This window comes from Erysipelatoclostridium sp. DFI.2.3 (assembly GCF_019132535.1).
GTDB lineage: Bacteria > Bacillota_I > Bacilli_A > Erysipelotrichales > Erysipelotrichaceae > Clostridium_AQ > Clostridium_AQ innocuum.
Genome location: NZ_JAHOOJ010000013.1, coordinates 38,435 through 63,016 on the forward strand (window position 1 = coordinate 38,435; position 24,582 = coordinate 63,016).

The following is a 24,582-nucleotide window of genomic DNA, read 5'->3' on the forward strand; positions in this document are numbered from 1 at the left end:
ATCAGACCAGCTCCTTTCCTGTCAGTGTGATAAATACAGTTTCCAGTGTAGGCTCCATGGAATGGATGGTCTTCACATGTCCGGCTTCCATCAGATGCATAATTTTTACTGCATCTCTCTTGATATCCAGCACAATACTCTCTCCCTGCGCTGTCGTTATGTTAACCTGATTCGTCGTATTGTATTTGCAGCAGATAGCTTCCGGCGTATCACATTCGATGATAGACCCCTCATTCAAAAAGGCCACTCTGTCGCATAGGCGTGTTGCCTCCTCCATATCGTGTGTTGTCAGAAAGATAGTGACACCCTTTTCCTTCAGCTCAAACAAAAGCTCATGAATGTTGGATGTTGTTGCCGGATCCAATCCCGAGGTAGGCTCATCCAAAAATAAAACCCTAGGCTCATGAAGCAATGCTCTGGCAAAGGAAAGCCGCTGCTTCATACCCTTGGACAGCTTAATGACTGCTTTCTGTCTGCTGTCATACAGAGATACACGGCGCAGTGCCGGTTCTATGACATTATAAGGAAGCTGATAGAGCCTTCTGTATATATCCAGATTATCTATACAGGATAAACGATCATATAATCCAGCTTCATCCAGCATCATACCAATCTGTGCATACGTATCATCACTTAGCTGCCCGGAATCATTCCCCAGAACATATGAGCTGCCGCCGTCCTTCTTTAATAAGCCAAGTAGAATCCGTATCAGCGTTGTTTTTCCTGACCCTGACGGTCCCAGAAGTCCAAAGATTTCCGGCTTCTCAATGGAAAAGCTGATATCCTTTAAAACCATTTTTTCCGCAAATCTCTTCTGTATGTGATCCGCTTCCAGTATTGTCATTTTTTCCTCTCCTCTTTCTTTGCCTTATAGGCCTCCAGCAGCTTCTGATATTCCCGATCCTTTCTTCGTGTGGCATACACACTTAGCAGAGTTGCTGCCGAGAAGCTTAACAGAAAGCAGACAACAAAGCCGATCCATGCTGCATGATCATCAACAGGAAACCAGCGGCATACATAAATAAACGGTAGAATCAGCATCACAACAACTGCAATACGCAAAATAATTTTGTAGGTCAGACGCATTGCAGGAAATACTGTGGGCTTATCCAGAAGCAAATTGCATAATGCCAGAAGAGAGGAAAGCAATAAAAGCTCAAAAACAGCAGAAAAGGAAATACCGCCCTGCACATAAAAGCTTGACACCTTCATAATTCCATCCCGGCATGTGACACCTGCCAGTGCAATTACAAAAATCGCAGTAAAAAAGGACATTGTTACATTTCTAAAAAATTTAACCAGATAGTTATACATGCCATTATTCCCCTTTCAGCTTCTGCTTAAATGCCTTTACATAGGTCCTTGTGACCATATGCTGATGACCGGTATCCAGATATACCCGGATTCTTGACCCCAGGTCTGCATGCATGCTGGTTACATGTTCCATATTGATAATTGTTGCTTTGTTGATCCGTATGAAATCATCATTCAGCTGTTCTTCCATCTGATAAAGCCAGAGCATAGACTCGTAACAGCCCTGTGCAGTATATAAAAAGGTACGCTTGTCACTGGAAGCGATAAAGCAGACATCCTCCAGACGCAGCAGATATTCCTTATCTCTTTGCAAGCCGATCAGCTTTTGATGCATAGCTGCCAGCAAGCGGAAAGCTGCCTGTTTTTCCTCCAACGAGTCAAACCGGATGCGGACATCCAGCTGTTGTGAATCCTTACCCTCAATGATTTTCATACCGCATCCTCCTGTTTTTATTATATTTGCACATGAATAGAAAAGCTATAAAATTCAACCAAGTTGCAGGAATCCGTGACTCACCTGCAAGAAAAAAACACCAACAGGAAAAAGCCGTTGATGTTTGCAAATATAGCTATTGAAATATCTCCTGAAAAAGGGAACGCGGTTGAACCTCCGGAACACACACACTTTCTGTTCGCAATGTACCGGTAATCGTATCTCCTTTTCCATCACCCTCGGTAATCACTAGCTGATTCTGTTTCCAGTCAGCCTGAAGATCCTTTCGGTAAGCAAATAATTCCTTATTATGAAGCACCATCAGAATATAGGATTCCTTATGTACACCACGAACCAGCTCGGAATAGATATCCTGAATTTTCTGTTTCAGCTCATAGGTCTGCTTCGTATTGCTGTCATAGCGGATTTCATAATCAATCTCTGCTCTGGCATTTCCATGAATCATAGCAGATGCCATAAGAAACCACAGACAGCCGATTATTGCATAACGTTTCATTTCTTCACCTCATAGCTGAAGTATGGACATCGATTGCAGGATTATACCTGTTTCTTTATAAAGGCAGAAAAGCTATTTTATCGCCTCATCTTTTTCTGTTATATACATTTAGATAGAAGTGATCGAAATCGCAACTCTGTAAAATGCAAGCTGACAATCCTTTTAAAGCAGGAAAAAATCAAGAATATGTGGATTTTTTAGGAATTTCATACCTTCTTAACGTATAGAAGTATGTAAGTGATGATGAGCTTACAGAAGGAGGTTTTCGTCATGGAAAATACGAAAGCAAATACTGTATTGAATTACTGCAATGATGTATTCTTCAAGTACACCCTTTCCCGTGAGGATGAAGGCTCTGTGTACGCCCGCAACACCATTATTGAACGTGTTACCGGAATTAAGGTAAAGGAAAGCACTGTACAGAATCCGAATCTGGATCCCGGAACAATCGGGAAGAAACGCATTATTCTGGATGTTCATGTGAAGGATGAGAAAGGTCGTTTTTTTAATCTGGAAATGCAGACGACCTATGCAGGAGTAGCGGAAATGATGCGCTTTGAATTTTATGGGGCCAGAGCATTGAACAACCAGCTGGATAGCAGTGAAAAGTACAAGGATTTAAAGCCGGTATATCAGATTATTTTCATTGAGAAATGCGCATGGAATAATAAAAATCTGATCAACCACTATCAGATGCGCAATGAGCAGGGGGAAGATGAGAGTAAACACCCATTGATTAGAAGAACCTACATCCATCTGCCCGTTATCAATGAAATCGCTAAGAAAAAGGCCATTCAGCAGATGGATGACTTTGAACAGCTGTGCTTCCTGTTTGAAAACAATGCGAAAAATGATATACTGGAATCAAAGGAAAGGCTGGTGAAGGTATTCGTGAACAAGTACGAGGAAATGCAGAAGGATGATGAGCTGTGGTCAACCGCAATGGCGATTCAGATGGGAGAGGCACGTTATCGCTACGGCTTGGAGGACAGCTTTGAAGAGGGGATGAAGGAAGGAATCATTAAAGGGAAAGCTGAAGGTAAGGTTGAAGGTAGAATCGAAGGAGAGAGACAGCTCTTACATAGGCTTATGGAAGCCAAATATCAGGAAGACTGCACAGCATGGCTGCAGTCATTAACCGAGGACCAATTGCATATCGTATCAAGTTTAATTTTAAAGTGTGATACCCTGGAGGCTGTTAAAAAACAAGTACATACGGCTGACACGATGTAAGTAATCGTATAAGAGCAACACCTTTAACCATATCTCCATACAATGAAAGGCTCTCTGCATAACAAGTGTGGAGAGTTATTCATGCTTATGATACGCAGTTTCAATCAAAACCCATAAGTAATATAAGCTTTCTTTTGCCCTTATCTAAGCGTTATATACAATATAGGTTAGTGAATAGTAACCGTTTTCATAAAGTTTTCATGAATACCGCTGGCTTTTTTCTGTTTCTGTGATAAAATACCATAGGAAATTCAAGATTTCCCGGAAGTTATACATATAACGATGGAGGTAACATATGGATTTTGATTTACTGATTGTCGGGGCCGGTCCCGGCGGTATCTTCTCTGCCTACGAGGCGATGAAACTGAACCCGGAGCTGAAGATTGCTTTATTCGAAACAGGAAACCCGCTGGAGAAAAGAAAATGTCCGATTGACGGGGTGAAAATTAAATCCTGCATCAACTGTAAGACCTGTGCCATTATGAACGGGTTTGGCGGAGCAGGAGCCTTTTCTGATGGAAAATACAATATCACCAACCAGTTTGGCGGTACCTTATACGAACATATCGGAAGGAAAGAAGCAATTGATCTGATGAATTATGTCGATGAAATCAATGTGGCAAACGGTGGACAGGGGACAAAGCTTTATACAAATGAAAATACGCATCTGAAAAAGAAATGCATGCAGAATGATTTACATCTGCTGGAGGCAAGCGTACGCCATCTTGGTACGGATGTGAATTATATTGTTCTGGAAAACCTGTACAATCAGCTGAAGGATAAAATTGAAATCCACTTCCATACGCATATAGATGCAGTGGAAAAGCTGGAGAACGGCTATCGTCTGGTGAGCAGGGATAAAAGCTTTACCGGCAGCAAATGCATTATATCCACAGGCCGCAGTGGAAGCAAATGGATGGGAAGCATCTGTAAAAGCCTGGGAATTGCCACGAAGAGCAACCGTGTGGACATCGGTGTGCGTGTAGAACTGCCCTACAGCATTTTCTCCGATCTGACGGATGAATTGTATGAAAGCAAAATCGTATACCGTACGACGAAGTTCCAGGACAAGGTCCGTACCTTCTGCATGAATCCCCGCGGTGTTGTCGTCAGTGAAAATACCAATGGAATTGTAACGGTGAACGGGCACAGCTATGAAGACCCTTCCCGCTACACAGAGAATACGAATTTCGCCCTGTTGGTAAGCAATCACTTTACAGAGCCGTTTAAGGACAGCAACGAATATGGGGAAAGCATTGCGCGTCTTTCCAATATGCTGGGGGGCGGCGTTATCGTACAGCGCTTTGGTGATTTGATACGCGGACAGAGAAGCACGGACTCCCGTATCGCGGAAAGCTTTGTCACACCAACCTTATCCGCTACACCGGGTGATCTGAGTCTGGTAATTCCCAAACGCCAGATGGATGACATCATCGAAATGATTTATGCACTGGACAAGGTGGCACCGGGAACTGCCAATGATGATACCCTGCTGTATGGTGTAGAGGTAAAATTCTATAATCTGGAGGTTGAAATTGATCATAATCTGGAAACCAGGCATGAAGGACTGTACGTGATTGGTGATTGCAGCGGTGTTACCCATTCCCTCTCACATGCAAGTGCAAGCGGCGTTTATGTCGCAAGACATCTGTATAGCAATAAGCATTAAAAAAGAATCGTGAGCCTGTATAGTGCAGGACATCACGATTCTTTTTCTTTTATAAACGCAGACAGATTTTCTTCACGGACTATAACGTTTGTTCTGTACGCTCAATTATATCATCCTGTGTTTGCCTGGACAGGACATTAAAGAAAGCAGAATAACCGGCAACACGGACAATCAGATCCCGATGCTTCTGCGGATGCTTCTGTGCATCAAGCAGTGTATCACGGGAAACCACATTATATTGAACATGGTAACCGTCCAGGCGATTAAAGAAGGTACGTATCATCATTTCCAGCTTCTGCTTATTCTCCTCGCTCGACAGCATCTGCGGCGTCATTTTCTGATTTAACAGCACCCCGCCGGTAATTTCATGTGTCGGAAGCTTGGAAACGGTTTTGAATACAGCAGTAGGTCCGTTCTTATCCATACCATGTGATGGGGAACAGCCTTCAGCAAGCGGTGTGGCAGCATTACGCCCGTCCGGAGTAGCAAGAGTTCCCTTTCCCTGACCGACATTGGCAGAGATACTGGAGGTACCGGCATACCGTGTTCCTCCGATCGGTCCTCTTCCATAACGCGTATTCGGATATTTTTTCACTTCGTTGATATAGACATCATAGGCATCCACAATCAGCTGGTCTACATAATCATCATCATTTCCATATTTGGGAGCATCCGCAATCAGCATCTGTTGTATCGCTTTATGCTGTGGTGATGTAAAATCATCCATCAATGCATCCCACAGCTGATCCGCAGTTATTTTTTGTTCCTCAAATACCAGCTTTTTTACTGCTGCCAGACTGTCCGCAAGGTTGGCGATTCCCACCTGCAGCCCGGATATGAAATCATATACAGCTCCCCCTTCTTTTATGGTTTTTCCCCGTCCGATACAATCCTCCGTCAATGCACTGCATAATACATCCGGAACATCCTGCTCCAGAACGAGATCACAGCAGTTTTCAATGATCACAGAATGTCTTGTGAACTCACGTATTGTTATATCCCATGCTTCCTGTAGCTGAGCATAGGATGTCATTTCACTGAAATGTGTAAGCCCCTCCACCAGCTTTACCTGACTGGCAGGATCCACACCTGCATTCATGGCGATCAGCAGCGTTTTCGGAAAATTCAGAAAGCTCATACCGGTACAGCGATAACCCCATTTTCCGGGTACTGCAGTTTCCACGCAGCCAATCGCGCTATAATTGTATGCATCTTCTTTACCAACACCCTTTTCCATGAAGGATGGAATTATAACCTCATCGGAATTAAAAGCCGGCATCCCGGTTCCCAGCTTTACGACCTCGATTGCTTCATCCATAAACGCAGCAGATAAATTTCTATGATAGCGTACAGTCAGATTAGGCTGTGGAAGACGGGTCTGTGCAACAGATTTTAGTATGAGAAAGGACAGCATATTTACAGCATCCTGTCCATCATGGGTCTGTCCTCCTACCGTAACATTCTGATACAGGGGAGAACCGGCACTGAATTGTGTATGCGACCAGCTTCTTACCTTATTGATAGTAAATGTTTTCAGCCACAGATTTGTTAAAAGCTCTACGACCTGTTCCTCTTGCAATACCCGCGTATCCAGATCATGCTTTACGTATGGATATAAATACTGATCCATACGTCCATAGGAAAGAGAATGTCCATTGGATTCTATCTGTAAAACGAGGTGGACAAGCCACATGGACTGTATAGCTTCACGAAAATTTTCAGCCGGTTCATACGGCACCCTGTCCAGTATCTGCGCCATTTTCTGTAATTCCTGCTTTCGTTTTCCCTGTGCTGCTTCAGCCTGTGCAAGCGCACGCTCAGCATAGCGCCTTGCAAATGCCTGTACGGCAGCAATGACGATCAGAATCGCCTCATAAAAATGATATTTGGAAATGCTATCCGGATCTGACATATCCAGCTTCCTTTTCTCCTGCAAGGTTCGCTGCTCATAATACCTGAGCCCTTTTCGCATAATTTTTCCATAGTCAACAGCGATATGTGCATCCCCGCTTGTGATATTTCCTTCCGCTTTGATAATACCGAGATCATAAAAGATTCTGCTTTCCGGAGGAATCATGGCAAGTCCTTTATCCAGTGTTGTATTATGATACCAGTAAGGAGCGATGCTTTTTAGTTCTTCCTTTGTCTCTTCATCGATTTGAAAAACATCCCCGTCACGAAGCTTGAATTCATCCAGCTCTTTTATAACCCAATCCATCGCATATTCCGGGAAGACAGGTGCTGCCCGGTTTTTCTTAGCCTGATTACCAGCGAGCAGTGTCTGCGGCTCGATAAAGATCGGCATATTCTCCAAAATATTTTTCAGCATGAAAGCACGCTTTACAAGCAGCGGCTTATCCGCATGCTCCTGATATGCCTGTGTCGCAAGCACAGCACGTGTGGCGTCAATGGATGCCTCTGTATTCAGAAGCTCCTCTCTGAAGCTATGCATTCTTTCTGTGAGTGTTCCAAAGTGTTCTCTGTTTTCCATATGCTTTCCTCCACGCTTGTTTTTAGTTTCATATGAAACATAAATTCAAACAATACACTATTATAGTATCATATCGTTGAGTTAAGTCAAGATTAATATTTCATTTGAATACAATATTAGTTTCATTTGAAATATTTATTTTACAATTTATCACTCCTGTGCTATGATAACGGTAGTAAGGAGTGATGTTAATGTGTAAAGGTATGGTATTCAATATCCAGAAATTCAGCATACACGACGGTCCCGGTATTCGGACAACCGTTTTTCTGAAAGGCTGTCCGCTTCGCTGCCGCTGGTGTTCCAATCCGGAGTCTCAGCTTTCAAAGACACAGATATTATATGATGCATCTGTTTGTATACAGGATGGCGCATGTCTACAGGCATGTCCGCAGCAGGCAGTTCAAAGAAAGGGCAGCCGTATTGTGATCGACGATGCACAATGTCTTGGCTGTCTTCGCTGCATCGCTACGTGTAAAGCAAAAGCCCTGCAGGTGGAAGGCGTCTGCAGGGATGCTGATGAGGTTGTCGCAACCTGCCTGCAGGACCGCGACTTTTATGAAGAATCTCAGGGTGGTGTTACACTTTCCGGCGGAGAAGCTCTGGCACAGCCGTCATTTGCAAAGGCACTTGTTTTACGCCTGAAGCAGGAGGGAATCCATGTCGCAGTTGAAACTACCGGATATATCCAGCCCGCTGTATTTCAAAAGCTTGCCCCGCTGTTTGATCTTTTACTGTTCGATATCAAGCATTATGACACAGAACAGCACGTTCTTGGGACCGGCGTCAACAATGATCTGATACTGGAAAACCTTGCATGGAGTGTGAAACATCAGCTCTGTGTTCTTCCACGCATACCCATCATCCCGGGATATAATGCATCCCTGCAGGATGCAAAAGGCCTTGCTGCACTGCTTACATCACTCTCAATTCAACGGGTACAGCTCCTTCCCTTTCATCAGTTCGGCGAAAAGAAATATGAAATGCTGAATCGCGACTATGAAATGAAGCATAAAAAAGCCCTGTATCCGGAAGATTTAAGAGATTATCAGCAAATCTTCCTGAATCAGGGTATTGATTGTTTCTTTTAGGGGCAGATGCTCCTTTTTTTATACCTTCACTTTTTTTACTTCCACACCTTGCTCCGTGAGGTACTGCTCGCATTCCTCCGGTATACGATCATCGCTGACAACCATATGAATATGACCGGTATCTATCAGATGAACAAGTCCCTTCTGTGAAAACTTAGTGGATTCTGTAACTACAATGACATGATTTGCCTGTTGAGCCATATCACGTACCGTTTCACTGCGCATATAATCATTTCCCGTAAAACCTGAATCCGCTGTGAATCCATCGGTACCGATAAACAGCTTATCTACATAAAACGGCTCCATGCATCTTCTCGTCATCGGTCCAACCATGACCTGCGAGCTCTGCTGGTATTCGCCTCCCAGCAAAATGATTTGCAGAGTTCCCTGCTTACGTATATAATCAGCAATAAAAGCGGAATTGGTGATCACGGTCACATTCTTTTTTGTTTTTGCGATTTCCAGAGCGACCAGTGCACAGCACGAACCGGATTCAATCATAAGCGTCTCCCCATCCTGAACATCCGCCACCGCCAGACTGGCAATTCTCTGCTTGATTTCATAATGATAGACGAGCCGGTTTGCCAGATCATCACTGTCATGCAAAGCCGCATATCCATGCTCCCGCAGAATCAGACCACTGCTTTCAAGCTGCATGAGATCCTTGCGAATCGTCACCTGTGAAACAGAAAGCAGCTCAGATAATCTGGTTACCTCTATTTTTTTATATTGAGAGAGAAGCTCCAGTATTTTTGTATGTCGTTCATGCACAATCATCAACTCTTTTCTATATTAGAATATCATAAACCTTTCTACTCGACAACTTGATTCATAACAAAACCCGTTTCCGTGGATAATTCATTGTGAAATCAATGATTAGACGATATAATAACAGTAAGATACATAAAATATCTGTAGTACAAACACACTCTACTTAGAAACAGAGAGAAAATGGAGGAAATATGAACGTAAAGAAAATAACATTATTGATGTTATCTGCAGTCATGGCTTTTTCATTCACCGGATGCTCAAAAAAGGATTCCGGAGAAGAACAGAAAAAGTTTGATGAATTTATGAAGCAGGAATTCGTGGAATCTATGGAACAAAGCTATCCGAATACGCACATTATTCTGGAAAACCCAAAGGATTACAGAGTAGATACAAGCAAGACCAAGGTTCAGATTGATAAAGAACTGAATGAAACAACCATGAAGGAAAACAAGGAGCTGAATGAGAAATCCGCGAAGGCCTTCAAGGAATTTGACCGCGATACGTTAAGCGATGAGCAGAAGGAAACCTATGATATTTACAGCTACATGCTGGATTACACTACAGAAATGAACGATTCCAAGTTTGATTATATGAGTATGCCACTGGAATCCATGACAGGTATGCACACACAGCTGCCAACCCTGTTCTCCGACTGGACACTTCGCAATGAGCAGGATGTAAAGGATGTTATCACACTGATGAAATCAGTCCGTCCGTATATGGACAGTATTCTTGCCTATACGAAAAAGCAGGAAGAAAAAGGCACACTGATGCTGGATATCAAATCTGTAAAAGAGTATTGCGAGAAGGTTGTTAAGGAGGATGTAAACAGCAGTGTACTTACCGGGCTGAATGAAAGTATCGACAATCTGAAGCTTGGGGATGATAAGACAAAGCAGTACAAGGCTGAGCTGAAAAAAGCATTTCAGGAGTATTTCCTGCCTGCGTACAGTGATATCATCAAAACGATGAAGGAGCTGGATTCCTCTAAAAACAATACGCTGGGACTGAGCCATATGAAGAACGGAAAAGAGTATTATGAGCTTCTGTTCAAGCAGGCAACCGGCACGGATAAATCCATCGAGGATATTAAAAAAGAATTAAACAGTATGTCGCGTTCATCCCTGCTTGCCGTACAGTCTGTGATCTCCAAAAACAAGAATCTGTATGATGAATATGTAAACGGAAAAATCAAAACTAAGTACAAGGACTTTGAAAGCATGCTGAAGGATCTTGATAAGGATATTAAGGATGACTTTCCATCCGTGGGAACACTGAATTATCGAATCAGGCCGATCGGTGAGGATCTGGCATCCGGCGGTGTTGCGGCTTACTTCAACATTCCTGCACTGGACGGTACCACACCGAAACAGATTCGTGTGAATATGTTGGAGGATGCACTGAATGTACAGTCACTGGAAACCTTCTCTACCGTTGCACACGAGGGAATTCCGGGACATATGTATCAGATTGCATATGCCTATAAGAATGTAAAAGACCCATGGAGAAACAGTATGGCAAGCTTCCTTGGTTATACCGAGGGCTATGCCACATATACCGAGCTGTATGCATTAAAGTATCTTGACGGTGTATCTGCGGATGCTGTCAAGCTGCAGCAGAATATGGTTGTCTATCAGGATTGCCTGATAGCTCTTGCCGATATCGGTATTCACTATGAAGGATGGACAAAGGAAGATTTATCAAATTTCCTGGAGGAAAACGGTCTTGGCGTTTCCGATGTCAGTGATTTCTATAACCAGCTGCAGGCAAATCCAACAGCATTCCTCTCTTATTATGTAGGATATGTCCAGATTGCCAACCTGAAGAAGGATGCACAGGAGGAACTAAAGGATAAATTCAATGACAGGGACTTCCATGAAGCAATTCTGAAAAGCGGTGCAGCACCATTCCATGTTGTTGAGGAAAATGTAAAGGACTATATAGAAAGCGCAAAATAAACAATCTGCAGAATAGGGTAGAGGAATAAACTTAAATTTATTCCATTGAACTATACGTAAAGGTCACGTATACGGTCCTACATTTATATCGGTATTACAAACTCTTAAGAATCCAGGGGATGCACCAGGTCAGGTCTGTCCCCTTTCTTAATGCCTAGAATTTTTGAAGATCATTTGAAATTTACGACCTTCATCGTACTTCTATAACATTCTAATCTTATGTTTACGCATTTGTAGATATCTTCTTTTCTAAATTTACTCTTACATGCAATATTTAATTTCATTGGATTCTTAAAAATAGTTTTGATTTCTTCCATTGTTTATGATGACACATCTTATCTTATGGCGTAACCATTGTCCAAACTTACTAAGGAATATTTTCATGCTTCCTGTTTTGAAATAGTTTATCCATCCCCGCACAACCTGATTTACTCTTGTAATGTCTTTACTAATGGTTCGGAACCGGCATGTTTTCTTTTGAAAGCCTTTTTAATTATAGTATATAACCGTTTTTTTCTATCTTTTGTAGGCTTGCACTTTCATCCTTGTTCTCACGGGTTAGATATATGCCATGCCCGACACACTGATTATCAAAAAAGACAATCTTCTCTGGGATTGTCTTTTTTGATAATCAGTGTACAGAATTGATGATTGCCCGGGAAAGCAATGGCACAATCTGATTTTTTCTGGATAATATATCCTCCTGAAAGCTATGCTCTTCTTCAAAGTGGTTTGGAAACGCCTCAGCGACCACATCCGCAATATCACCGGCAGCATAGAAGACAGAGCCGTTCTCCAGTATACTCGTAAATGCAACAACCAGAAGATCAAGTCCTTTTTCCTGTGCAAATTTCACCATTTCGCTTTGCAGAGTATCCTCGATTTCCTTGGCTTCACTTACCTGATAGGCAATCACCTGTGAGATCATGACAGTTCTGCCGTCGATTTCGAATTTTTTGATATCCTGATTCAGCAGCTCACGCGGTGTCTTGTTACTGATATTGGAGCTTACCTTGAACATCTCTTTCGCAAATACATCGATATCCAGCTCCGCAATTTCTGCCAGCATTCTGGCAAGTCCCTTATCCTTTGCGGTTGTTGTCGGTGATTTGAATTTCAGCGTATCGGAGAGTATTGCGCCAAGCAGCAGACCGGCAATATCCTTCGGTATACTCATCTGATTTTCCAGATATATGGATGTTATGATGGATGCCGTACTTCCTATGATTTCATTACGGAAGGAAATTGGCCGGTTAGTGGAAATATCACATACACGGTGATGATCCACAACCTCCAGTAAGTCAGCCTTTTCTATACTTTTCACCGATTGTGCATATTCATTGTGATCCACCAGAATAACCTTCTTGTTATGCTGATTCAAAATGTGATAGCGTGAAACATAGCCGATCAGATGGTTTTCATCATCAATCACCGGATAGCTGCGGTATCTTGATTTCAGCATTTTCTTTCCCACCTCATCAACAAATTCATTTTTATTAAAGCTGACGAGATCGGTTTTCATAAGCAGCTTGACCGGCGGAGAAAAGAACAGATAACGGGAGGTATTCATTGTTCCATGCCCAGAGAGGATGATGGGACAGTGATATTCCTTCGCAAGTGCAATCACGCTTTCTTCAATATGCTCCGTCCATACCGCAACCAGGATTCCCGCTCCCTTGCGAATTGCTGCTTCCTGTGCTTCCGAGTCATTCCCTACAATGACAAGACGGTCCTGCAGTTCATAGTTGTTAAGCTTTGTTTCCGCAATCGCAATGACGCTTGTCTTTCCGTTAAAATGATACGCTTTATCCATGTATATCATTTTCCCGCTCACCGTTTTCGCGATATATTCCGGCGGAGTCTCCTGCAGAAGCTGAATAGCGACAGCAGTATCTCCCAGACCAACCGTAGCGAGGTCTGATTTGGTAACCATCCCCATTAGTTTTCCCTGTGCATTGATAACACCGTAGGACTGCTTGTTTTGTTCACTCATCAGCTCCAGTGTTTCCATAATGGTTGTCTGCGGACTGATTGCCAGCGGGCCGTCAATTTCAATTTCATCCAGAGTGGCGCGCGCATCCTCGAACAGCATAGGCAAATCCATGTGGAAGCGTTCAAGCAAATATTCAGTTTCCGCATTCACCGGACCAAGGCGGCAGGCAATAGCATGAAAGCCCTGACGCTGCTTGAGTTTTGCATAGGCGATGGCGGATGCGATGGAATCCGTATCCGGATGCCTGTGACCGGTGATATATATTTTTTCCTTGTTCAGCATAAGCTCCTCCTTTTCTATTACATTCATCCCTGACGTTATGATTATAAAACAGATTGGCGTAAATTCCTATAGAAAATCATTCACTTTTGTCAATGCTGCTTATATTATGGATGAATATAGATGAAAAAGAAATTAAAATGCCTGAATTTAGGGGAAGCTTAGCCGACTATAAGTATAAGAATTGAAGCAATAATACTAATAATCATATTTTCATTTATTCCCAATATCGTTTTTTTAGCCTTTTCGATATCCTTTACTGTCTCAAAATCAAACCTCCATATACACCTGCTTGCGCGAATCAAGACCCAAAATTGAAAAACAGATACACCACACCATAACAAACTGAGAAAGAAAAATGAAATGAAATCAGTTGAATGAAACACACACCAAAACGAGGATAAAAAACAGCTTATAGAACCAATAATATAGCATACTATACGAACAAAGTCTTCCCATTTATATCTGCTTGCTTTTATGTATTCATTCAGGATACGCTCTTCTATCAAAGGAATTGCATTCAGTGTTTCATTTCCAAAAACAAGAAGATGCTTCCATGCACCTATTCGTTTCCAATCCAATTGCTTTGCCCTCAGTTCAAGCTCTCTGTCAAACATGTCAACCGGAATCAAACAGTAGGAATGCTGTACTCTATATCCTCTTTCAAAATAAAAAGAAGTATCTTTTACCTTTTTTAATCTCCAATTATCTTCAGCTAAAAGCTGCAGATATTCAAGAACATACTTATATTGAATTAAAAGAAAGCCAACAGATTCTTCTTTCATAACTTCCTGATTTTGCATAGTACCATCCCAAGTGCATAATAACAAAAAAACGTTATTTTAACTACTGTTTTGGTATCTAAGCACAAGTTTTGTCATTTAAACAAACATTATAAAAGGTGTCCTTCCTAGACACCTCTATATTTTAAGAAATGACAGTATCAGCTGAAATATAGCATTTTCTATATTGATTTCCATAGAGCCCTGATATTTCTCGCATAGCTCTTTTATATTTTTCAGTCCGTATCCGTGCTTATCTTTATCTTTTTTTGATGTTGATAATACATCATCATTCCATTTTATTCTTACAGAGTCGCATGGATTTTCAATCTTAATAATGACCGTGTCTTCATAGCTCGCAATTACCATATGAATCCATGCTTCCTTCACAAACTGCAGTGCCTCGATTGCATTATCCAATGCATTTCCCAATATGGATATTAAATCAAAATCATTAATAAATAAGAGAGCATCACTTATTTTATATTCAAATGGTATGTCCATTTGATGTGCTATTGCGGCCTTTGTATTCAGAATATAGTTCAGGATTTCATTGTTTGTATTTGCATACGTTACAATTTCCACATGGTCACTTAGCTGTTTAACATATTCCAATGCATATTCAGGATCTTCTTTAATTTTACTCTGAAGTACCGTAAAGTGATGCTTAAGGTCATGACGAAGCTTTTTGTTCTCTGTATTCGCATGTGTAAGCTCATCTCTTAATTTCAACTGAAATTCTTCACTTTGCAGCTTCAACTGTGTATTTAGAAGTTCCTGACTCTTTTTCCCCAAGATGATATGATATCTGCCAAACAGAAAGAATATCCCAACCATAAAACCAAGTTGAATGTAATCCATGGATACATACATGATACTGTTTTCCGGATCGATATATGGCACAACATTCTGGATATAATAGAAATATGCGCATACAACAATAGCAAGCACGGCAAATAAAGGCCAGTCTTTATCATCAATCATGTACTGACGATTATTTCGGTGTTTAATAATTAGGTAGATAATGAATAATAGACCTATTTCTAATAAATATAGTATCGCTTCTTGATCAGGCGTTAAAATGATATGAAAAATAGAGTCTAATAATATGAAATCAATGATTCCTCCTAAAAGCTGTACTGACAATACGAACACATAACCGAAAACGATGTAATATATGCATTTCCATATATTTGTGTGAAAAACAGTTATAATAATCAACATCATGAGAATATCTTCTATGATATCCGGATAGTATCTAACTATACCAAACTCATCTTCCCATGAAATGAAAGCAAATATAGCCAGATTTCCTATGAATACAATCAAAAGAAATATTAGAAATAAGCAAGTTTCTCTTTTTGATTTATAATATGTTTTTAATTCCATTATCTTATATAAAAAGAAATAAGAACATATGGATCTTAGCATATGCATAATTAGTAATGCATCAATATATTCCATGACTATCACCACTGCCATTATAACATGATTTAACTATATGGTGATAGTATGCTTTGTCGTAATTATTTTATTATTAATACTGTGAGTAATCGTAAAAGTGATTTTCTTTCCCTGCTCGCCTATAGAATAAGAAGTCCTTAAAATACTATACGTGTTATTCTTTGAAACTATTTTAGCGCTGCATTTCCCTGATGTAATTTTATTATTGGTCACTGTACAACTACCAGTAGCACTATAAACATTGTATCTGGTCTTTGTATAATAGACCTTCTGATTAGCCCATGTTTTTGATCTTCCTGAATAGTATGAAATAACACTTCCTAAGTCCTGTACACTTCTAACATTTTCCATAAGGAAATCAGTGGTCTGATATCGATTCTTATAAAATTCATCCTTATACTGCATAACAAAACCGTTTAAATCATCACCATTGATATCCTGAAAAATATAGCGGTCCGGCTGTTGATAAAAGGAATCAAACATTTCGATTTCTTCTGTCAAATCTAAATCCTCTTCCAGTAATTCATCTTGCACGTTCTCTGATGCAAATACATTGATATTGCTAAGCATTGGAATACATAACAATACCATTAACAGCTTCTTCATCATATAATCACTCCCTCGTCTTTCTTCTATAGCATAATTATTTATTAAAAAGACCACAATATATTTGTCATTTAAAAACACTTTTTGTCATCTAAGTACAAAAAGTGCCTCTTTTTATGTATTGTTTTAAAAATTCTGCTTTATATTTTCTTGTTACTGTTAGGTGTACACCTTCCTGTATAAATAATACTCCTGTTTTTGGGTCATATTTTTTTACATGTCGCATGTTTACCCATAGACCTCTTTCTATAGGTATGAAAACCTCTGTCTTATAGCTATTCAAAAACTCCTTCACTTTGATTCTTTTACTAAACACATTTTTTTCTGTATTGAAATCCGTATAATTACCTTTTGCCAATAAACAGGTGATATCTTTAATCAGTAATGGCACAGTGGCATCATTTTCATCTTTTACATATATCATCTGGTCATATTGTTCAAAATACTCTTTTAACGCTTTTAATACTCTGGGGAGCATACTATCAAGACGTAATTTACTTATAAATCGAAATGCCTGATATTGGTAGCCTTCCATGGAAAGCTCTTCATGTGTAGTCAAAAATACAATTAATGCCTCAGGATAACGATTATGAATTTTCTCTGCTAAATCAAAACCTGAGATACTAGGCATATCTATATCCAAAAAATAAATATCAAATTGTGCATCAATATTAAAGCTTTGATCTGTTTCTGTCTGAATTTCATATAGAACAGGATATAAATCATCGATCATTTTCTTAATATCTTCAGCATATGACAATTCATCATCACATAATAACAGTTTTCTTTTCCCCATATGCTACACTCCCCTTCATATCCCTTATCATCTACATATTACTATACATATTTGATTTGTCAACGTGATATTTCATCCCCTTAGATGACAAGGAATGCTTTTAGATGACAAAGTTATTGATTTCATACGTTGAAGCAGTAATATATGTATATACAAACGTTTGTTTAATTTTCAAGTGGGAAAGGAGTATATTATGAAAAAGATCATATGTTATTTGTTATTATCAGCTTTGTTAATAAATGTTGCATTAAATTCAAATGCATTTAAAATTTATGGCGCAGAACCTTGCTCCGATTGCACAGTAGCGCCTTCAAAAGTAATCAATGAATGGGTAGATGAAAGCGGTAATGAGGTGAAAATGTTTGAAGAGAATGTCGAAGTTACTTATCTGGAAAATGATGCTATAATTATCCGAGACTACGGTCATAATTATGATAATACCTTTGATATTAAAAGCACCGGAAAAACACGTATCGCATGGATCACGATTGCCAAGGTTATATGGAATGCAGTAGGGGTTTGTTCTGCAGTATATTATGTAACTGGAACAGATGCATGTAGAATAGCACTGAGATATTTAGGCACTAAGAAAAAAAATCTTGTTAAATATGAATTAACTGGAAGATTCATACCTGGAAAAATACCTGGCTGTGAGCCTAGTTATTCAGGGCCATGCAATAGTGGTTACTGGGAATATAGGGTAACAAGGGCTTGATATGAAAAATTTATATATTATATTGATGATTATAGCATTAGGTCTTATCTCACTATTTACAATACGTTATTTATATGATTGTCACACAATAACATCCTCTATTGCTTTTAATTTAAATGCGCTGATCCTTATATTAGGTAATATTGCAATATATATGCTATCAAAAAGGAAATAACTGTAATGAAAAAATCAGCCCTAATAAAAAACACAGCTTTGATGAGACCTTATGGGAGCAACTAGATTTGTATATATCTGTATATCTTTTCTGCTCATGTTTACCGTTATCATGTTTTTATCTCTGATCACATGCAGGAATGGTGAGCTGGATGACATATATCAGATACGCTCAGGCTACAAGCTTCTGCAAATCCGTGAAACAGATACCACACATCCACTTTCAGGGAAGCAGTTGTATGCTTCTATTAGAGAAACGCTGAATGAGGATACCGATATACTGATTCTTGATAATGTTGATGATATTGGTTTAGGATTGTATGACCCATCGCATAAGCTAATAAATGCGTATGGACTTCCTGAAACTACGTTTCAAGCAAACAGCCTTTCTACTGATGAGCGTTATTCCTATATCCTGAAAACTTCATATTTGTTTGAGCATCCTCAATTATATAAAATAGAAACAGGCACTGTTCTTGGAGCGGTGAAGGAAATCCCCGGTGACCATTATCTTATATATAATCTATTCTCCTATTCCAAGCTTCAGGGAAATCTCATTGTCAAGGGTTCGGATGAGCTGTTAAATATTATACGACAGAATCTGGATATACATCATTATGAATACACTGAAGAGACCTTTTCCAATTGGAGTAAATTATCCGGCATCATCAACAATCCATTTTTTTCCTATATGCTGTTTTCCTATGTATTTGTTTTCATTGGTCTCAGCTATTTCATTTACCATTCCATTGCATGTAAGAAAAGAGAATATTTTATAAAACAGGCGCTGGGAGCGTCCAGAAAAGCATTATTATTAGAAAATCTGCGTGAAATATTCTTTCTTGGCTTTATTGGCTGTATCCCTGCTCTTTTATTTCATCATTGGATTATACAACAGCTACAGCTGACTTTTATCCGTGAAAGCATCTGGATCAACCTGTTTGCAATGCTAATTTCCTTACTATTTCTAACAGCGGCGTGTATACTCATCCTTTTCAGGAACCTCAACAAGGAGGGCTACCTTTATGAATAAGCAAATTCACTTTGCATTAAAGGATATCAAATATCATAAGCTGCGCTCCTTCACTACGGCACTGTTTGTAATTATGATTGCGACATGCTGCGGTATCTTCAGCACTCAGATTTCAATCAGCTATCGTGAGTATCAGTTTTTCAATCATATACAGAAAGCGGCACCGGTGCAGTTTTCCTCTTTTCAGGTAGATGATAGTGAAAGCAACAGGGATACTCTGCAGTATCTTTCCACAGCTCTTCGATACAACGGGAACGCATATTCTTATATATCCGATTACTTTGATGAAGATGGAAATGAATATTTTATAGTCTTTGGTTCCTTTCCGGCTTTCTTTCAACTTACTGGAAAAGATATAAACGCGATCGGCATACTTGTTGGTAATGACAAGCAATCAGATCAGACAGGCTACCCCTTCCATGGAAAAGAAATACCGGTAATCGACAAGCTGAAAAAAGGAAGCAGCTATCTGGATAATGGTATGGGTAGGATATCCCTGGACAACGAGCTGGTTCTGATCTGTGATTTTAATTCCTTTCACACAATGGATAGCAGCTATGACATGGAAATACTGGATCACCTGACGATTACAAAAAATCAGAATGCAGAAATAAATCAATTACTTACTTCTCTTCCTGAATCCAGAACCATGGTTCCGCAAAATAATCTGGTTAAAAGCCGTCTCTATCAAAGTACTTATCAGGAGAACCTGTATTTTCTGCTTTATTATGCTGCCATGTTTATACTCTGCATAATCTTTCTCTTTTATATATTGAAGCTATTGATTCGAAATAATAGAAAAGAATATACAATTCACCTGATATACGGTGCTTGCAGAAAGGATATATGGCTTCGGCTTTATTGGTACATAACATTCCTATTCGGCCTTCCTTTCCTTCTGCTTTTTACCTTCAGTGCACAAGGTCTGTCCTTTGCACTGATTCTAATAACTGCTGTTATTCTCCTGCTCGTTCAGGGAGGTATTTGTTATTTTAGCATCCGCTCCATCGAGCTTGAACACTTACTTATTGAAATACGCGATAACTGAAAGGAAGGAATTTTATGGCACTCATACATTGTGAAGATTTAACAAAAAGATTTCATCAGGGAAAACAGGCAATTACAGCAGTTAATCATGTGAGCATGGATATCTGTCCGCATAAAATAACTGCAATTTGCGGTCCCAGCGGATGCGGGAAATCAACCCTGCTTCACATGCTCGGTCTGCTCATGAAGCCGGATGAGGGAAAAATCATCATAAACGGACAGGAGGTGAAAGAAGGAAAAGATCTTCCGGCAATACGCAATGAAAGCTTCGGATATATATTTCAGGAATATGCGTTAATGGAACAGGACACAGTGATGGAAAATATTGCATTGCCATTCGTATATAGTAAGAAGAAAATCCCGGAGACGAAGCAGCAAACGATACTATCATCTTTGAGCGAAGCACTGGGAATACAGCAGCTTTTAAAGAAAAAAGCCCATGATTTTTCAGGTGGTGAACGCCAAAGGACTGCAATCGCAAGAGCGCTAGTCAATAATCCGTCGATATTGCTGGCGGATGAACCCACAGGAGCGCTTGATGCCGAAAATTCTGAACGCGTTTTTCAGATACTCTTAGATTTAAGAAAGCAGGAGAAGGCAATTGTATTTGTGACTCATAATATGGAATTGGCAAAACGCTGCGATACTGTCTATACCATGAAGGATGGTTGCATAGCGGGCATACATACGAATTAACTGTTTTATCATATTCTGTTAACCATTGATTCCCGCTATTATGCCATTCAATACCAAATACTGGTCATTCCATAGGTAAGGATATAGTATGAAAGTGATACAGAGATGCGTGTATGATAAAGAATTTACACACCTTGCTATTTCTGAAACTTACAATAACAGGATGAATTTACAAATGCTTTACTTGTACAAAAAAACAAATAAGGAGGATGCTGTATGAAGCTGAAAAAATGGCATGTATGTCTGGCGATTGTATGCATTTTGTGCTTTGGTTATATAATGTACATTATGAATCCGGAATTCGATGATCTGAAAAGATTTATCAACCCTATTTATGAAGGAGATAAATCCTATAGAGTAGTAAATGAGGAAAATAAAGATGTTACAGAAGCCTTCATTCAAGATACAAGGCTATATCATACCTTTAAGTTTTACGGAAAAATTAAAGATTATATTTCTGATAACAATCTGACACTTTCCAAAGACTCCTGATCTGATCGTTTTAGCAATATAAAGGATAGGATTTTATATGAAATTTGTAGAAGGAGAATTAGAATCAATATTTCAATTCCTTATGTTTCTTCCACTTCTCTTTAAGATACCGGTATATGCCTCTGCATTTTCAAGATTGAAATTAAATTCAACGATCGGTTTTCATAAGATATATTTAGTTCTTACAAATTCATGTATCATAGTAAGCTTTGTTAACCTGCTAACGAAACTGCCTGTTTTTCTCTATTTGCTGTTGTTGTTATTAACTTCGATAGCACCACTCATCATTTTGAATTTAACGAAACGATATTTATCAAATAAAAGTATCTATGCACATTTTATATACATGGGATTTTTACAGCTGCTTTTTTGGATATCCTGTTACTATATTTTCATATGAATAACAATAGATAACAGCTATGATATAGAGAACTACGGAAGCAGCTAACTAGAATGTGCCTCATATTATATCGGATTACACGTTAACAGAAAGGTAAGGTTGAATACTACACAGTATGAATTATCTGAAGCATCTGCAATAACAGTTGAAAGGCTGTAGGAAGCTTCATAAAAAAGACATCTTTTAAGAGCTTTTAACCCCTTAGAAGTTGTCTTTTTCTTATCTTATCCACAATGCTATTTACAGATTGTCATGATTTTAGCTTTTAATGCTTTCGCTGCATCATAGGAATTTTCCTGCTTCATAATGGCAGATACAACACAGATTCCCTTAATACCCGTTCCCTTTAGAATCTCACAATTCTCTGCATTCAAGCCACCGATAGCACCAACCGGAATCGAAACATGTGCACAGATATCCTGCAGTGTTTCCACGCTGGTTAATACAGTCTTCACCTTTGTCGTAGTCGGATAAATTGCGCCGACTCCCAGATAATCAGCACCATCTGCTTCTGCCTGCATGGCAGTATCCACACGCTTCGCTGTTGCACCTACAATTTTATCCGGCCCCATGAGTCTGCGTGCTTCTCTGACTGGCATATCCTCTGCACCGACATGGACGCCAGCCGCATCCACTGCAAGAGCGATATCCACACGATCGTCAATCATAAGCGGTACCCCATAAGCATCCGTCAGCTTTTTTACTTTGCGGGCAAGCTCATAGTATTCCAGCGTTGTTCTGTTTTTTTCTCTTAACTGCAATAGAGTAACACCGCCGCGTAACGCCTGTTCAAGTCGTCTAAGAAACTCATCTTCTGATAAACCTGTTGAATCACTTACCAGATATAATGTTAAATCAAATCTCATAGCTCTCTCCTAATCCTTGCTTTCGCAAAATCCAGCGTATTTATTTCATATAAAGAATCAAACAGTGATGCATGAAAGCTGCCCGGTCCCTCTGTGATTGAAACACTTTTCTCCGCAGCCAGCTCAAAGGTTATACATGCTGCCAATGCTGCATCAAGCGCAGTCTCTGTAACGGATAAAAATGCTGCTGCAATCACATTCAGCATACAGCCTGTTCCTGTACAAAGCGTCATCATGGAATCCCCGTTCTCTACAAAATATATCTGCTTTCCATCCGTTAGAATGTCCACCTCTCCACTGCACAAGACAGTAGTACCATATTTGCGTGCAAGCTCGGCCAGCCATTCAGCACTCTTTGCAGGAGCTTCCCGATCATCATCACCCACATCAATCCCCAGAGCATGACTGTCACGGCCACTAACTGCCTTCAGCTCGGAAAGATTACCTTTTATGATGGAGAATTTTCCTTCATGCAACAGCTTCTCTGCAAACGCTTCACGCAGGTCACTGCAGCCAGCACCAACCATGTCAACAATTACCGGAATACCGTTCTCATTTGCACAATGAAGACTTTTCTTCATAGCAATCGCACGACTGTCATCAAAGTTACCAAGATTCAGTGCCAGTGCCTTACTGCATGCGGTTATCTGTTCACATTCCATCGGATGCTGTGCCATAATCGGCTTCGCTCCCAGTGCCAGTACAGCATTTGCACAATCGTTCATACTGATTGGATTGGTGATGCAGTGAATCAGATTATGACTGTGCTGCAGCTGTTTTCTCAGACTCCAGAGTTTCTCGTACATTCTGTTCTCCTCCCAGCTTTCTCTGCATCTTAAGCAGCATACCGCTGTGCTGCATGGATGTCAGAAATACGAATGCAATACTACCGCCGATAACTGTTCCCATAAAGAAGCTAGGAACGTAGAACATCCAGGTCAGACCGTTTCTTCCCCATAGCAACGCCATGACCGGAAAGGAAACAATCGCCCCGATGATTCCTGTTCCGATAATCTCCCCCAGCACAGCTGCCCATATGTTTCCCTTGCTGATTTTATAAAAGATACCTGACAATGCTGCACCAAATACAGCTCCTGTTAATGCTAGCGGCGGAATCCCCATGACTGCCATACGAATTACCCCGATCAGTACCGCACACAGAAACGAATACCAGGGTCCCATCAACACTGCCACTGTAATATTGATAAAGTGTGCCATCGGGCACATTCCCTCCACACGCAGAATTGGCGATATGACAACTCCAACGGCTACCATCATTGCCAGAAATACATGGCGGAAAACACGATTCTCATTTTTCATTTCTACTTACCTCCTGTTTGCTTTCCTTAGGGATAAGAACAGGAAGCACAAAGAAAACAGCTTTCCCGGTTGATATCCCAAGATCGGTCGAAGCCATACAGCTTCCTCTCAGCCTGTCTGGCAGGCTCCCTCGCTGAAGTTCTTTGTACGGTTGGAGCTCCCCTTCCGTATGCAGCAATAAAAAAGAGATACAGCAAACGCAGGCCATATCTCAATATGCAGTCACTCATATTGTACACAGTTCCCTACGTCGGCATTATCCGAATCAGGTTATGGGTCGAAGCGAGCGCTTCCTCTCAGCCGTTTCCAGCTCCCCTTTTTTATCACGATAAAATGTTACCACGGTTCAAAGGGAATTGCAATGCTGTATTTTCTGAAAGCTAAAGAACTCATAGAGTTTTCATTTTAACAGCATAAAATGACCGTTTCCACCCTGTAGAATACC

24 protein-coding genes and 1 riboswitch are annotated in these 24,582 nt (G+C 40.2%); of the genes, 9 read left to right on the forward strand and 15 right to left on the reverse strand.

All coding sequences use genetic code 11. The features are described 5' to 3' along the window. Nucleotide 1: 1 nt before the first annotated feature. The 4 genes from KSZ58_RS14025 to KSZ58_RS14040 form a co-directional block, all read right to left on the reverse strand. The gene (locus KSZ58_RS14025) at nucleotides 2-844 is read right to left on the reverse strand and encodes an ABC transporter ATP-binding protein (protein WP_009270121.1); all 843 of its coding nucleotides are present in this window, start codon (nucleotides 842-844) and stop codon (nucleotides 2-4) included. Further along, nucleotides 841-1,314, reverse strand: a complete 474-nt coding sequence (locus tag KSZ58_RS14030) for a hypothetical protein (protein WP_008818083.1) — start codon at nucleotides 1,312-1,314, stop codon at nucleotides 841-843. The genes KSZ58_RS14025 and KSZ58_RS14030 overlap by 4 nt, the downstream gene beginning before the upstream one ends. A 4-nt stretch (nucleotides 1,315-1,318) precedes the next feature. Further along, nucleotides 1,319-1,747, reverse strand: coding sequence for a LytTR family DNA-binding domain-containing protein (locus tag KSZ58_RS14035; protein WP_008818082.1), 429 nt, complete (start codon nucleotides 1,745-1,747; stop codon nucleotides 1,319-1,321). Nucleotides 1,748-1,883: 136 nt separating this feature from the next. Next, on the reverse strand, nucleotides 1,884-2,264 hold the full coding sequence (locus KSZ58_RS14040) for a hypothetical protein (RefSeq protein ID WP_002606777.1): 381 nt from the start codon (nucleotides 2,262-2,264) through the stop codon (nucleotides 1,884-1,886). 270 nt (nucleotides 2,265-2,534) lie between these two features. Between KSZ58_RS14040 and KSZ58_RS14045 the strand changes: the two genes are divergently transcribed. Both KSZ58_RS14045 and KSZ58_RS14050 read left to right on the forward strand, forming a co-directional pair. After that, nucleotides 2,535-3,497: an Rpn family recombination-promoting nuclease/putative transposase gene (locus KSZ58_RS14045; protein WP_009270120.1), complete on the forward strand. Its 963-nt coding sequence runs from the start codon at nucleotides 2,535-2,537 to the stop codon at nucleotides 3,495-3,497. A gap of 295 nt (nucleotides 3,498-3,792) precedes the next feature. Next, nucleotides 3,793-5,166 carry an NAD(P)/FAD-dependent oxidoreductase gene (locus KSZ58_RS14050; protein ID WP_002606775.1) on the forward strand — a complete coding sequence of 458 codons (1,374 nt, stop codon included), beginning with the start codon at nucleotides 3,793-3,795 and terminating at the stop codon, nucleotides 5,164-5,166. A 79-nt stretch (nucleotides 5,167-5,245) separates the two neighbouring features. Here the strand turns inward: KSZ58_RS14050 and KSZ58_RS14055 are convergent, their stop codons facing one another. Further along, nucleotides 5,246-7,657 carry a glycyl radical protein gene (locus tag KSZ58_RS14055; RefSeq protein ID WP_009270119.1) on the reverse strand — a complete coding sequence of 804 codons (2,412 nt, stop codon included), beginning with the start codon at nucleotides 7,655-7,657 and terminating at the stop codon, nucleotides 5,246-5,248. Nucleotides 7,658-7,848: 191 nt separating this feature from the next. On the opposite strand from KSZ58_RS14055, the gene KSZ58_RS14060 reads away from it, so the two are divergent. Then, the gene (locus tag KSZ58_RS14060) at nucleotides 7,849-8,745 is read left to right on the forward strand and encodes a glycyl-radical enzyme activating protein (protein ID WP_009270118.1); all 897 of its coding nucleotides are present in this window, start codon (nucleotides 7,849-7,851) and stop codon (nucleotides 8,743-8,745) included. Nucleotides 8,746-8,763: 18 nt separating this feature from the next. Here the strand turns inward: KSZ58_RS14060 and KSZ58_RS14065 are convergent, their stop codons facing one another. Continuing rightward, a complete protein-coding gene (locus KSZ58_RS14065; RefSeq protein WP_008818078.1) occupies nucleotides 8,764-9,522 on the reverse strand; it encodes a DeoR/GlpR family DNA-binding transcription regulator in 759 nt (252 codons plus the stop codon). Between the two features lie 185 nt (nucleotides 9,523-9,707). On the opposite strand from KSZ58_RS14065, the gene KSZ58_RS14070 reads away from it, so the two are divergent. After that, nucleotides 9,708-11,474, forward strand: coding sequence for a DUF885 domain-containing protein (locus tag KSZ58_RS14070; protein ID WP_009270117.1), 1,767 nt, complete (start codon nucleotides 9,708-9,710; stop codon nucleotides 11,472-11,474). Between the two features lie 291 nt (nucleotides 11,475-11,765). Here the strand turns inward: KSZ58_RS14070 and KSZ58_RS22765 are convergent, their stop codons facing one another. The 6 genes from KSZ58_RS22765 to KSZ58_RS14100 all read right to left on the reverse strand — a co-directional run bounded on the left by KSZ58_RS22765 (nucleotide 11,766) and on the right by KSZ58_RS14100 (nucleotide 17,394). Next, nucleotides 11,766-11,894 (reverse strand): group II intron maturase-specific domain-containing protein, encoded by a 129-nt coding sequence (locus KSZ58_RS22765; protein ID WP_233104393.1) that lies wholly within the window; start codon nucleotides 11,892-11,894, stop codon nucleotides 11,766-11,768. Nucleotides 11,895-12,105: 211 nt separating this feature from the next. Next, nucleotides 12,106-13,749 carry a putative manganese-dependent inorganic diphosphatase gene (locus KSZ58_RS14080; RefSeq protein ID WP_008818076.1) on the reverse strand — a complete coding sequence of 548 codons (1,644 nt, stop codon included), beginning with the start codon at nucleotides 13,747-13,749 and terminating at the stop codon, nucleotides 12,106-12,108. A 158-nt stretch (nucleotides 13,750-13,907) separates the two neighbouring features. Then, nucleotides 13,908-14,549 carry a hypothetical protein gene (locus KSZ58_RS14085; RefSeq protein WP_008818075.1) on the reverse strand — a complete coding sequence of 214 codons (642 nt, stop codon included), beginning with the start codon at nucleotides 14,547-14,549 and terminating at the stop codon, nucleotides 13,908-13,910. Between the two features lie 117 nt (nucleotides 14,550-14,666). Further along, on the reverse strand, nucleotides 14,667-15,512 hold the full coding sequence (locus KSZ58_RS14090; protein ID WP_074748749.1) for a sensor histidine kinase: 846 nt from the start codon (nucleotides 15,510-15,512) through the stop codon (nucleotides 14,667-14,669). A gap of 513 nt (nucleotides 15,513-16,025) precedes the next feature. Then, complete coding sequence (locus tag KSZ58_RS14095) at nucleotides 16,026-16,601, reverse strand: hypothetical protein (protein ID WP_009270115.1); 576 nt, start codon at nucleotides 16,599-16,601, stop codon at nucleotides 16,026-16,028. An 88-nt stretch (nucleotides 16,602-16,689) separates the two neighbouring features. Then, the gene (locus tag KSZ58_RS14100; RefSeq protein ID WP_009270114.1) at nucleotides 16,690-17,394 is read right to left on the reverse strand and encodes a LytTR family DNA-binding domain-containing protein; all 705 of its coding nucleotides are present in this window, start codon (nucleotides 17,392-17,394) and stop codon (nucleotides 16,690-16,692) included. Between the two features lie 193 nt (nucleotides 17,395-17,587). On the opposite strand from KSZ58_RS14100, the gene KSZ58_RS14105 reads away from it, so the two are divergent. The 5 genes from KSZ58_RS14105 to KSZ58_RS14125 all read left to right on the forward strand — a co-directional run bounded on the left by KSZ58_RS14105 (nucleotide 17,588) and on the right by KSZ58_RS14125 (nucleotide 21,551). Then, entirely contained in the window at nucleotides 17,588-18,109 is a 522-nt protein-coding gene (locus tag KSZ58_RS14105) for a hypothetical protein (RefSeq protein WP_009270113.1), read from the forward strand. 226 nt (nucleotides 18,110-18,335) lie between these two features. Beyond that, nucleotides 18,336-19,316, forward strand: coding sequence for an FtsX-like permease family protein (locus tag KSZ58_RS14110; protein ID WP_009270112.1), 981 nt, complete (start codon nucleotides 18,336-18,338; stop codon nucleotides 19,314-19,316). Beyond that, complete coding sequence (locus KSZ58_RS14115) at nucleotides 19,309-20,364, forward strand: hypothetical protein (protein WP_009270111.1); 1,056 nt, start codon at nucleotides 19,309-19,311, stop codon at nucleotides 20,362-20,364. Before KSZ58_RS14110 ends, KSZ58_RS14115 begins: the two co-directional genes overlap by 8 nt. 14 nt (nucleotides 20,365-20,378) lie before the next feature. Continuing rightward, the gene (locus KSZ58_RS14120; protein ID WP_009270110.1) at nucleotides 20,379-21,059 is read left to right on the forward strand and encodes an ABC transporter ATP-binding protein; all 681 of its coding nucleotides are present in this window, start codon (nucleotides 20,379-20,381) and stop codon (nucleotides 21,057-21,059) included. A 216-nt stretch (nucleotides 21,060-21,275) separates the two neighbouring features. Then, a complete protein-coding gene (locus KSZ58_RS14125; protein WP_009270109.1) occupies nucleotides 21,276-21,551 on the forward strand; it encodes a hypothetical protein in 276 nt (91 codons plus the stop codon). A 636-nt stretch (nucleotides 21,552-22,187) separates the two neighbouring features. Here the strand turns inward: KSZ58_RS14125 and thiE are convergent. Genes thiE through thiW form a run of 3 tightly spaced genes read right to left on the reverse strand, consistent with a single transcriptional unit; the run spans nucleotide 22,188 to nucleotide 24,137 of the window. Next, the gene (gene thiE / locus KSZ58_RS14130; RefSeq protein ID WP_008818073.1) at nucleotides 22,188-22,817 is read right to left on the reverse strand and encodes a thiamine phosphate synthase; all 630 of its coding nucleotides are present in this window, start codon (nucleotides 22,815-22,817) and stop codon (nucleotides 22,188-22,190) included. Next, nucleotides 22,814-23,623, reverse strand: coding sequence for a hydroxyethylthiazole kinase (thiM, locus tag KSZ58_RS14135; RefSeq protein ID WP_008818072.1), 810 nt, complete (start codon nucleotides 23,621-23,623; stop codon nucleotides 22,814-22,816). Before thiM ends, thiE begins: the two co-directional genes overlap by 4 nt. Continuing rightward, nucleotides 23,574-24,137 (reverse strand): energy coupling factor transporter S component ThiW, encoded by a 564-nt coding sequence (thiW, locus tag KSZ58_RS14140; protein ID WP_008818071.1) that lies wholly within the window; start codon nucleotides 24,135-24,137, stop codon nucleotides 23,574-23,576. Before thiW ends, thiM begins: the two co-directional genes overlap by 50 nt. A 225-nt stretch (nucleotides 24,138-24,362) precedes the next feature. Then, a riboswitch (TPP riboswitch) is annotated at nucleotides 24,363-24,464 on the reverse strand. Nucleotides 24,465-24,582 lie beyond the last annotated feature (118 nt).

Coding starts and splice junctions, on each gene's coding strand:
- KSZ58_RS14125 (WP_009270109.1), top strand. CDS start 21,276: ATGAAGCTGAAAAAATGGCATGTATGTCTGGCGATTGTATGCATTTTG.
- KSZ58_RS14085 (WP_008818075.1), bottom strand. CDS start 14,549: ATGCAAAATCAGGAAGTTATGAAAGAAGAATCTGTTGGCTTTCTTTTA.
- KSZ58_RS14110 (WP_009270112.1), top strand. CDS start 18,336: ATGGGAGCAACTAGATTTGTATATATCTGTATATCTTTTCTGCTCATG.
- thiM (WP_008818072.1), bottom strand. CDS start 23,623: ATGTACGAGAAACTCTGGAGTCTGAGAAAACAGCTGCAGCACAGTCAT.
- KSZ58_RS14095 (WP_009270115.1), bottom strand. CDS start 16,601: ATGATGAAGAAGCTGTTAATGGTATTGTTATGTATTCCAATGCTTAGC.
- KSZ58_RS14040 (WP_002606777.1), bottom strand. CDS start 2,264: ATGAAACGTTATGCAATAATCGGCTGTCTGTGGTTTCTTATGGCATCT.
- KSZ58_RS14060 (WP_009270118.1), top strand. CDS start 7,849: ATGTGTAAAGGTATGGTATTCAATATCCAGAAATTCAGCATACACGAC.
- KSZ58_RS14105 (WP_009270113.1), top strand. CDS start 17,588: ATGAAAAAGATCATATGTTATTTGTTATTATCAGCTTTGTTAATAAAT.
- KSZ58_RS14055 (WP_009270119.1), bottom strand. CDS start 7,657: ATGGAAAACAGAGAACACTTTGGAACACTCACAGAAAGAATGCATAGC.
- KSZ58_RS14050 (WP_002606775.1), top strand. CDS start 3,793: ATGGATTTTGATTTACTGATTGTCGGGGCCGGTCCCGGCGGTATCTTC.
- KSZ58_RS14025 (WP_009270121.1), bottom strand. CDS start 844: ATGACAATACTGGAAGCGGATCACATACAGAAGAGATTTGCGGAAAAA.
- KSZ58_RS14045 (WP_009270120.1), top strand. CDS start 2,535: ATGGAAAATACGAAAGCAAATACTGTATTGAATTACTGCAATGATGTA.
- KSZ58_RS14080 (WP_008818076.1), bottom strand. CDS start 13,749: ATGCTGAACAAGGAAAAAATATATATCACCGGTCACAGGCATCCGGAT.
- KSZ58_RS14070 (WP_009270117.1), top strand. CDS start 9,708: ATGAACGTAAAGAAAATAACATTATTGATGTTATCTGCAGTCATGGCT.
- KSZ58_RS14100 (WP_009270114.1), bottom strand. CDS start 17,394: ATGGGGAAAAGAAAACTGTTATTATGTGATGATGAATTGTCATATGCT.
- KSZ58_RS14030 (WP_008818083.1), bottom strand. CDS start 1,314: ATGTATAACTATCTGGTTAAATTTTTTAGAAATGTAACAATGTCCTTT.
- thiE (WP_008818073.1), bottom strand. CDS start 22,817: ATGAGATTTGATTTAACATTATATCTGGTAAGTGATTCAACAGGTTTA.
- KSZ58_RS14115 (WP_009270111.1), top strand. CDS start 19,309: ATGAATAAGCAAATTCACTTTGCATTAAAGGATATCAAATATCATAAG.
- KSZ58_RS14120 (WP_009270110.1), top strand. CDS start 20,379: ATGGCACTCATACATTGTGAAGATTTAACAAAAAGATTTCATCAGGGA.
- KSZ58_RS14090 (WP_074748749.1), bottom strand. CDS start 15,512: ATGATTGATGATAAAGACTGGCCTTTATTTGCCGTGCTTGCTATTGTT.
- KSZ58_RS14065 (WP_008818078.1), bottom strand. CDS start 9,522: ATGATTGTGCATGAACGACATACAAAAATACTGGAGCTTCTCTCTCAA.
- thiW (WP_008818071.1), bottom strand. CDS start 24,137: ATGAAAAATGAGAATCGTGTTTTCCGCCATGTATTTCTGGCAATGATG.
- KSZ58_RS14035 (WP_008818082.1), bottom strand. CDS start 1,747: ATGAAAATCATTGAGGGTAAGGATTCACAACAGCTGGATGTCCGCATC.